The 9,594-nt window shown below is 45.0% G+C and carries 9 protein-coding genes and 2 pseudogenes; 9 read left to right on the top strand and 2 right to left on the bottom strand.

Annotated features, from left to right (window positions below; all coding sequences use genetic code 11):
• Nucleotides 1–429 precede the first annotated feature (429 nt).
• Nucleotides 430–639 (bottom strand): annotated as a pseudogene (locus HXY43_RS09685) (hypothetical protein); the annotation flags it as partial.
• Between the two features lie 14 nt (nucleotides 640–653).
• Nucleotides 654–1,097: pseudogene (locus HXY43_RS09680) on the bottom strand (hypothetical protein); the annotation flags it as partial.
• A gap of 12 nt (nucleotides 1,098–1,109) precedes the next feature.
• Between HXY43_RS09680 and HXY43_RS09675 the strand changes: the two are divergent.
• From HXY43_RS09675 to HXY43_RS09635, 9 genes are all read left to right on the top strand, one after another.
• Complete coding sequence (locus tag HXY43_RS09675; RefSeq protein WP_290882729.1) at nucleotides 1,110–1,361, top strand: hypothetical protein; 252 nt, start codon at nucleotides 1,110–1,112, stop codon at nucleotides 1,359–1,361.
• A gap of 27 nt (nucleotides 1,362–1,388) precedes the next feature.
• Entirely contained in the window at nucleotides 1,389–1,616 is a 228-nt protein-coding gene (locus tag HXY43_RS09670) for an SDR family NAD(P)-dependent oxidoreductase (protein WP_290882727.1), read from the top strand.
• 78 nt (nucleotides 1,617–1,694) lie between these two features.
• The gene (ureE, locus tag HXY43_RS09665) at nucleotides 1,695–2,138 is read left to right on the top strand and encodes an urease accessory protein UreE (protein WP_290882724.1); all 444 of its coding nucleotides are present in this window, start codon (nucleotides 1,695–1,697) and stop codon (nucleotides 2,136–2,138) included.
• Nucleotides 2,116–2,805: an urease accessory protein UreF gene (locus HXY43_RS09660; RefSeq protein WP_290882721.1), complete on the top strand. Its 690-nt coding sequence runs from the start codon at nucleotides 2,116–2,118 to the stop codon at nucleotides 2,803–2,805. The genes ureE and HXY43_RS09660 overlap by 23 nt, the downstream gene beginning before the upstream one ends.
• A gap of 29 nt (nucleotides 2,806–2,834) precedes the next feature.
• Nucleotides 2,835–4,247, top strand: a complete 1,413-nt coding sequence (locus HXY43_RS09655; RefSeq protein WP_290882718.1) for a response regulator — start codon at nucleotides 2,835–2,837, stop codon at nucleotides 4,245–4,247.
• Nucleotides 4,248–4,609: 362 nt separating this feature from the next.
• Nucleotides 4,610–8,140, top strand: a complete 3,531-nt coding sequence (locus HXY43_RS09650; RefSeq protein ID WP_290882742.1) for a PAS domain S-box protein — start codon at nucleotides 4,610–4,612, stop codon at nucleotides 8,138–8,140.
• Between the two features lie 52 nt (nucleotides 8,141–8,192).
• Nucleotides 8,193–8,567, top strand: coding sequence for a response regulator (locus tag HXY43_RS09645; protein WP_026735319.1), 375 nt, complete (start codon nucleotides 8,193–8,195; stop codon nucleotides 8,565–8,567).
• Nucleotides 8,568–8,813: 246 nt separating this feature from the next.
• The gene (locus HXY43_RS09640; protein WP_231510476.1) at nucleotides 8,814–9,260 is read left to right on the top strand and encodes a hypothetical protein; all 447 of its coding nucleotides are present in this window, start codon (nucleotides 8,814–8,816) and stop codon (nucleotides 9,258–9,260) included.
• On the top strand, nucleotides 9,257–9,553 hold the full coding sequence (locus tag HXY43_RS09635; protein WP_026735321.1) for a Mo-dependent nitrogenase C-terminal domain-containing protein: 297 nt from the start codon (nucleotides 9,257–9,259) through the stop codon (nucleotides 9,551–9,553). The genes HXY43_RS09640 and HXY43_RS09635 overlap by 4 nt, the downstream gene beginning before the upstream one ends.
• Nucleotides 9,554–9,594: the final 41 nt, after the last annotated feature.

The raw sequence follows: 9,594 nt of genomic DNA, 5'->3' as shown, positions 1-9,594 counted from the left end.
TCCAAATAAAAAAACATACAATTTTTCTTGTGGGGTGGACATCCTGTCCGCCCATAACCAAGGGCGGGCGAGACGCCCACTCCACAAGAAGGGATAATTTATTTCTTGGTAATCCCTAACTTCGCAAATATAAAACCACACTGTTGTAGCAGTGTGGCGAGTTTACCTATAGCACTTTAAAATTAGGAGATTTAATGAATAAAGACCATGCTTTGTGAGTGTTATAGTCTTCTACAAAGCCAATATGCAGCATTCCGGAATATACACAGAGATTATTGGATGAGAATAATTGCCTCTTGAACTTTGGTGGAAAGAGCTTTTTGCAACCCTTGTTCAACGATTGTTAATTATCTGCTGAGCGCGATCGCTTTTTAACCACTCCTCTGCTCGATTTTTCATAGATGTTTCCAAATCGGCTAAAGTCCGGATAGAGATTTGCAGTTGGGTAACGCCAGCTTGGATTAATGCTTGTTCTCCAACAAGATAACCGAGTTGGGGATGCCAACCGAGAGCTGTAATTTGATGTTTCTTATTATTAATTTCCAACATCTGGGGGGGTTCGATGCTCTCCACTATAGCTTTGGCGACAGCTGTTTCACCGTGTCCCAAATCAAAACCGATTGTTTCTAAAATTTCCATTTTCTTAGTATTGATTATTCTTTAGCTTCCCAATACGCTGGTTCAATTACCCGGCCACGTCTCAGCAAGCGATCGCCCTTCAACAAAGCGGGAGTGATAGTCACGTAATCTTTGGTGTCAGGATCGATACTTGGCTCGAAGTCAAAATATTCGCGATCGCTATGAGCATCTTTCGGCCGATATGTTTGAGCGCGAATTCCTTGCTGCATTAAAATCTGGGGCAGAAGTTTCGCCAGTTCAATCGTCATTTGGGGTTTATCAAGAAATGATGCGCCTATTAGCCTTTGGAGAAAATTCAACAGTTCTGGCAGTTCTTCTATACTAATGTCATCAAAAGATTTGTTGCCTGTTTCAACTCTAGCGACTGCTTGGTCGATGGTATTAAGAGCATCACCCAGGTTATCCAAAAGGACTTTACTATCAACCCGCAACATGGGTTGAGGTAATTTTAATAGCTCAATAGAAATATTTTGCAACTAGCTCAAGCACAGGGTTGGAACACAGCCACAAGTCAGAATTCTCCCATTATTCCTATTGTTGTGGGAAATTCTCTTACTTGTATCCAGCTGTCTCATACTCTCTTCCAAGCCGGAATTAACGTCCAACCAATGATTTATCCTGCTGTAGCCAATGATGCTGCACGTCTGCGCTTTTTTATCAGTTGTTTGCATACAGAAGCACAGATTAATCAAACGATCGCCACTCTGGCAAATGCCAAATGAAAGGGAACTCTTAAAAACCATAAAAAAATGTATAAACATGCAATTATTACAGGTGGTTCTAGTGGTATTGGTAAAGCGATCGCCACTCTGCTGATTAAATCTGGTGCTAATGTCTGCATTATTGCTCGCAACCAAACCAAGCTCAACTCTACCAAAGCAGAACTCGAAACCTTAAAAACCTACCCCGAACAGCAAATCTTAGCCATCTGTGCAGATGTGTCTCAATGGGAACAAGTAGAAAGAGCGATCGCATAAACTTCCACCAAATGCTGCATAATCATAGCTTGGCGAATCGTTACGATTATCTCTGCTACTTACAATCTTTAATTGTTGATGCTGACATTCACCCAGAGAAAACCACCAAATGCTAATGCAGCAATAACATTAACTTTGGCTCTCACAGCAGAAGAACGCACCCGCAGTCGTTATCGTTTTGAAACGGAAGATGGGCAAGTTGTGTTTTTGCGTTTACCCAGAGGTACGGTGCTGCGGGATGGGGATATTCTCGAAGATGAAACGACTGGTAATGTAGTCAGAATTATTGCTAAACCAGAACCAGTTTTAACTGTAACTGCCCAAACCCATCTAGATTTACTTAGGGCGGCATATCATTTGGGAAATCGTCATGTACCAATAGAAATTACAGCTACTTATTTACGATTATCTCCCGATCCTATTTTACGCACAATGCTGGAACAATTGGGGCTAGAAGTTAAAGAGGAAATTTTACCTTTTCAGCCAGAAACAGGTGCCTATGGACACAATCATGCTCACTGATAGCAATCTTTTGTGTCTTTTGCAACTGGCTAGCCCGGCTTTACCTGTAGGAGGATATAGCTATTCTGAAGGTTTAGAAACTTTGGTTGAGGATGAGGCGATCGCTCATCCAGAAAACCTCAAGCATTGGCTAGAAATGGAACTGCGCTATGGGGCTATTCGCTTAGAAGCAGCTGTGATGGTACGCGCATATCGATCGGTGCTGGCGGGGGATTTCCAGACTTTATCTGCTTGGAATAGTTGGTTGTCGGCGGCTAGGGAAACAGAAGAACTACGCGCTTCTAGCTTGGGGATGGGGCGAACGCTAGCAAAACTGCTGGTAGAGTTAGAACCACAAATCGCGCCCATTGTCAATGCTGTTGGTAATTCTTGCAATTATGCGATCGCTTTTGGTATTGCTGCTGCCTATTGGCAAATAAATATCCAAGCGGCTGTGCTGGGGTATCTGCATAGTTGGGCAAGCAATTTGATTACTGCTGGAGTCAAACTTATTCCCCTTGGCCAAACTTCAGGACAGCGGTTGTTGTTAGAAATACAACCTTTACTGAGTGCTACGTCAGTCCAAATTCTCAGTTTGGAGGATGATGATCTGAGTTGTTGCAGTTGGGGTTTGTCGTTGGCAAGTATGAGACACGAAACGTTGTATACTAGATTATTTAGGAGTTAATTTTTAATCATTTGCGGTCAACAGCCGCTATGAGAATTTTATTAGAATCTCTATTGGAAAATGGTACTAAGTTGGAGCCAACAGCAAAACAGGATCTCTCGCAATTAGTTGTGGCATTAGACCAGGAACTGCAACTGTTGAACTCTAAGTATAAGCCGGGACTGCTGTCAGTTAATCAACTGGCGAATGAAAATCCGTTGCTGTTGATTGTTAACCAGGATCGGGAATTAGTTGAGGCGTTGGTGAGAGAGACGAATAGCTGGGGAATGAGAACGCAAATTGCCCCAGATGCGATCGCCGCTAAGGAGTTGATTGCTGACAATGACCCTGATGTCGTGCTACTTGACCTTTGTGCTAGTGACAGCACGGAAAATGCTCTAGCTTTGCTAGCAGAACTCAGCGCTCGTACTCCCCCAGTACCAGTTATAGTTCTTACAGAACAAGACAATTTGCTCGATCGGGTAAAAGTCGCTCGTTTGGGTGGACGGGCAGTTTTACAGAAGCCTGTTTCCCCAATCGCAGTACTGGAAACCGTGAATCAAATCTTACAACGCACCCGCTCAACTGAGGCAAAGGTGATGGTTGTAGATGACGACCCAGAGATATTGAACGCTCTCCAGACTTTACTCCCGCCTTGGGGGCTGAAGGTTTACACGCTAGAGAATCCCCTCCGATTCTTGGAGGCAATAGCAGTTGCTCAACCGGAACTGCTGATTTTAGATGTGGAAATGCCGGTGATAAGCGGTATAGAATTATGCCAAGTTGCTCGCAACGAGCCGCAGTGGAGCGGACTGCCCATCTTGTTTCTCACTGCTCACAGCGATACTGCGACCAGACAACAGATCTTTGCAGCAGGTGCTGATGACTACATCAGTAAGCCAATTGTCGAACCAGAACTAATTACTCGGATCTTTAATCGCCTAGAGCGATCGCGCTGGTTGCGGAACCTGGCAGAAATCGATCCCCTCACCTTCGTTGCCAATCGCCGCAAGTCCACCCAAGAACTCAATCGGTATCTTGAGTGGAGCGATCGCCACCATCAACCCTTCTGCTTCGCCATTGCCGATCTGGACAACCTGAAGCAAATTAACCACCAGTACGGTCATACTGTTGGCGATCGCGTGTTATCCCAACTGGGGGAACTGTTGCGGCAGAATTTCCACAGCCAAGATGTAGTCGGTCGCTGGGGAGGTACGGAATTTGTGGTGGGGATGGCGGGAATGAGCAAAAGTGATGGGGTGCGGCGGGTTTTGGAAGTTCTCAAGAGATTGCGTCAGATAGAATTTACGGCTACCAACGACCCGAAGTTTCACGCTACCTTCAGTGCAGCAGTTGTCGAGTATCCTCAAGATGGAGCCAATCTCCAGGCACTCTACCAGGCTGCTGATGCAGTCCTTGGCCAGGCAAAGGCAGCGGGAAGAAACCGGGTGCTGAGTAATTAAACATGAACTACATACACCAAAATTGGGGATTGGGGATTGGTGAAAATTATGAATGATGAATGCTGAATCCTAAAAAATTTCATAATTCATAATTCATAATTTATAATTCATTCGGTGCCTATATGTTTGAATTATTATACGCATTTTTAACCTCAAGCCCCTTTATCCCCCACGGGCATTGTTATCTCTGGAATCCAGGGTTGGTGTGGTTGCATCTGTTGTCAGATTCCTTAATTGCCCTGTCATATTACTCAATTCCTGTGACATTGCTCTATTTCGTCCACAAGCGCAAAGATGTTCCGTTCAAAGGCATCTTTCTGTTGTTTGGAGCTTTTATCATTGCTTGTGGCACGACTCATCTGATGGCAGTTTGGACACTTTGGTATCCAACCTATTGGCTATCCGGGTCAATTAAAGCCATTACAGCGATAGTTTCAGTGTACACAGCGCTCGTACTGGTAGAGTTAGTGCCTACAGCACTGCGAATACCCAGTACAGCGCAGTTAGAAGCAGCTAATCAAAAACTGCAACAGGAAATCACCGCTCGCCAACAAGCAGAGGCAGCATTACGCAAAGCACATGATGAGTTAGAAATCCGAGTTCAAGAACGAACAGCAGAGCTATTAACAGCTAATACAGCATTGCAGGCGGAAATTGCCGAACGCCAGCGAGCAGAGGCAGCACTGCGGGATACTACAACACTGCAACGGGCGATTTTGGATAGTGCCAACTACACGATTATTTCCACCACAGAAGACGGCATCATCCTCACATTTAATGCAGCGGCGGAACGATGGTTGGGATATTCTGCCCAAGAGGTGGTTGGGAAAACAACTCCGGTGCTTATTCACGACTCGGATGAAGTTGTGAAAGCGGCGCAAGAACTATCCCAAGAACTGGGTGTGACGATTGAGCCTGGGTTTGAGGTGTTTGTTGCTAGAGCAAGACGCGGGCAAGTAGACGAGCGCGAATGGTCTTACATCCGCAAAGATGGTTCGCGCTTCCCCGTGCTGCTGTCAGTCACGGCTTTGCGTGACGCAGAAAATAATATCACGGGGTTTCTTGGCATTGGCAGCGACATTACCGATCGCAAACGAGCAGAAGAAGCACTGCGACAGAGTGAAGCCACCCTCCGCAGTTTCTTTGATAGCGCACCGATGATGATGGGAGTGGTTGAAGTGGTGGATGATGACATCCTGCATATTTCTGATAACGTTGCCACTGGGAAGCTTTTTAGACGAACGCCAGAAGCAATGCACAATCAACTAGCAAGCGAAATGGGTTTGCCCCAAAAGTATATAAGCCTGTGGATTGAGCATTACCACCAAGCCGAACATACCCACTCTCCGGTTCGCTTTGAATATGCTCACGAGACTTCCACGGGGAACAGATGGCTTTCAGCCACGGTTGCGGCAATTAGCAGCGATGGCAGTAGTAGCCGTCCGCGATTTTCCTACATAGTTGAGGACATCAGCGATCGCAAACAGTCAGAACAAGAACTGCGTTGGAAAGAGGCTTTGTTGCGCTCAATGGCTAATGCTTCACCATTGGCGTTTTATGTTGTAGACAACTGCACCGACGCCATACTCTACTTCAACCACCGCTTCTGCGAAATTTGGGGCCTTGAACATCTGGAAGAACGAATGCAGCGTGGCGAACTCAAAAATAACGATATTATTCCTGATTGTCTGTCTGTTGTGGCAGATGTGCCAGCGTTTGCTGAATCGTGCAAACCCCTACAAAGCGAGGAAAATCGTGGAATTATTGAAGATGAAATTCCCTTTGTCGATGGGCGAATCGTCCGGCGTTTTTCCTCCCAAATCCGCGACGAGGACGATAGATACTTTGGGCGTCTTTATCTTTTCGAGGATATTACGGCACGCAAGCGAGCAGAAGAAGAACTTCGCCACCTTAGCAAGGCGCTGGAAAGTGCAGTAGAGGGGATTTCACAGTTAGATAGACAGGGACGTTATCTCAAGGTGAACCCGGCATATGCCAGCATGGTTGGTTATCAAAGCGAAGAATTGATTGGTATGGAATGGCAGCTGACAGTTCATCCAGAGGACAAGGAGAAGTTGAGCGCTGCCTACCAACAAATGCTCAGCAACGGCAAGGCGGAAGTGGAAGCTAGGGCTGTGCGGAAAGACGGTTCGGTTTTTGATAAACAAGTAGTGATGGTCAAAGCCTACGACCAGGAACAATTCATTGGGCATTATTGCTTCATGAAGGATATTAGCGATCGCCGAGAAGTTGAACGCCTTAAGGATGAATTTATTTCAGTAGTCAGCCACGAATTGCGAACACCCCTGACTTCCATTTCTGGTGCCTTGGATTTGCTGGCAAGTGGAATTTTGCAAAACGAGCCTGAAGATGCTCAACGCATGTTAAATATTGCTGCCAATAACACGGATCGGCTAGTGCGTTTGATCAATGACATCCTCGATATCGAACGCATCGAGTCGGGGAAGGTACAAATGACTAAGCAAACCTGTGATGCAGCCGACTTGATGATCCAGTCAGCAGAGGTTGTGGAGGAAATAGCAGAACAAGCAGAGGTGACATTATCAGTTTCTCCCGTATCAACTCGCCTCTGGGCTGACCCCGATCGCATTATCCAGGTACTCACCAACTTACTCAGCAATGCCATTAAATTTTCGCCGATCGGTTCTACGGTTTGGTTGAGCGCCGAAGTAGGGAATGGGCAAGGGGCAATGGGCAAGGGGCATAGACAAGATTCAATGCCCAATTCCCAATCCCCAATTCCCGATGCCCAATGCCCAATTCCCTACATCCTATTTCAAGTTCGCGATCAAGGACGCGGCATCCCAGCTGACAAGCTAGAATCTATCTTTGAGCGTTTTGGACAAGTTGATGCCTCGGACTCCCGTCAGAAAGGGGGAACGGGTTTGGGTCTAGCTATTTGTCGCAGCATCTTGCAGCATCATGGCGGGCAAATCTGGGCTGAAAGCACATTGGGAGAAGGCAGTACTTTCTTTTTTACTTTGCCAATCCTCTCAGAAAAGGAGGGGGAGAGAGGGAGAGAGGGAGAGGGGGGAAATGAACAATTCAAAATTCAAAATTCAAAATTCAAAATTACTTCCCCACTCGTCCACTCCCCCACTCCCCCACTCCCCCCCCTAATACTAGAGTGTGATGATGATCCCTCTGTTCGAGCTGTAGTGCAAACTACGCTAGAACGGCAGGGCTACCGAGTTATGACAGTGGCATCGGGACAAGAGGCAGTAGAACAAGCAACGGCAAACCAGCCTGATGCAATTATTCTCAATTTGAGGATGCCCGGTATGAATGGTTGGGAAACCCTAGCAATTCTCAAACAGCAGCCACAGACCCAAAACATCCCAGTGATTATCCTTAGTGGTTTGTTACCCGATACCATTCAAAGTCTTCCGGAGGGTGTGAGTGACTGGATTGTCAAGCCTCCAGACTTCAAGCTATTGTGCCAAGCTTTGGAAAAAGCTACTGCTAAACAAAATCAAACTATCAAAGTACTGATTATAGAAGACGACCAAGATTTGGCACAGGTACTGATTGCTATGTTCAATAGCCACGGCATTGTCACCTTTTATGCCCAAACTGGACGGAAAGCTATACAAGTAAGCCAGAATGTCATTCCTGATTTGTTGGTACTGGATTTAGGACTGCCAGAATGTGATGGTTTTGCTGTCGTGGATTGGCTGCGGCAGCATAACCGCCTGTGCCAAGTGCCGTTAGTTGTGTACACGGCGCGCGACCTAGATGAGAGCGATCGCGAACGATTAAGATTGGGGCAAACCCTATTTCTCACCAAAGGACGCATTACCCCGCAGGAATTTGAACAGCGGGTAATTAACTTACTCAACCGGATGATTCACGGTAAGAGTGAAGAGAGTTAGGAGTTTTTATTCAAAACTCAACACAAAATACTAGTCTACAGGTAGACCAGATATGACCACGAGACACATTCTCATCATTGATGATGAATATGACATTCGTGCGGTGGCTGAACTCTCCTTAAAAGCAGTAGGTGCTTGGCAAGTCTCGACTGCTGCTTCAGGTAGTGAGGGAGTGGCTAAGGCGGCCGCCGAACAGCCAGATGTTATCCTCTTGGATGTGATGATGCCTGATATGGACGGAATCGCTACCTTTAAAGCGTTACAAGCGAATCCAGACACCAAGTCAATCCCCGTAATTTTACTGACAGCAAAGACGCAAGCTGCCGAACAGCGGCGATTTGCCGAACTGGGAGTGCGAGCAATTATTACCAAACCTTTCAAAGCCATGAAATTGCCTGCTCAAATTGCGGCGGCTCTAGACTGGTAGAGTTGAAAAAATTTTTCTAACTTTTTTCCATCTCCACAATATCTGCATTTTTCAGTTTTAAAGTTAAAGACAACTGAGAGACCACCAACTTGATAGCACTTACTCTAGGGTAGAGTATAAACTCACCTCTACCCTAATCCCTCTTCTCTGAAGAAAGGGGAAACGTAATTAAATAAAAGATAAAACTTTTGTTCGTAAAGTAACACAAGTTGCCGTAAAAGATATTCTGCCCGAGGAATAGTAATTATGTCTAACATGAATTATTTAGAAATATTCTATTTTCACCTCGAAAGAACCATCTATGTTTTGAAGATTCAAGATAAAAAGCTAGTAGAGTATTGGGTGGAACAGCTAGAAATTACTCTAGATACTCAATATGCAGAATCTCTTTTAACGGCAGCAATATTTGAATTATCTGCTACAGATACTGATACTTTCCACTGGACTTTAGAAAACTTCTCTAATTTGGAACCTTACACGAACTTGCTAGAATCAGTGACTAGATTTGCTATTAAAAAACTCATCAAAAAAGGATTTTTGATGGGTCAGGATTTCAGCACTACTTCACAAGGAAAAATTTTGCTCAATGAATGTGCGAGAGCCGTTTTAATGGCAGATGCTTCCAAATCAGATAGTCTCCTACTTGAAAAAGTCTTGCTAATTCCCCAACAAATTCATTCACTAACAATATGATGTCCATTACTACCTTAACTTTAATCTCTGTTGTAAATGTTCTATTACGACCAATCCGTCAATGGCTTGAATCCCTAAAAATAGAAGATTACGAATTTGCACGATTGGTCTGCACAATTATTCCTGCCAGTTGTCCTTTTGAACGAGAAATTAAATTCCTTAATCGTACTATTCTCTATATTCCACCTCTTTGTAAATTAAATCCTCTCTACGAACAATTAGTTGAACTGCGTTTCAAAGCTTTAACTTATTTAGCAGATGAGTGTGGTGAAGATGTAACACTTTATTGCTAATAAGTTAAGTTGGCATAAATCAAGTTAACTCGTGAGGATCG

The sequence above is a fragment of the Fischerella sp. genome (assembly GCF_013388695.1).
Classification (GTDB): domain Bacteria; phylum Cyanobacteriota; class Cyanobacteriia; order Cyanobacteriales; family Nostocaceae; genus PCC9605.
This window is presented reverse-complemented; position numbering and strand designations above follow the sequence as displayed.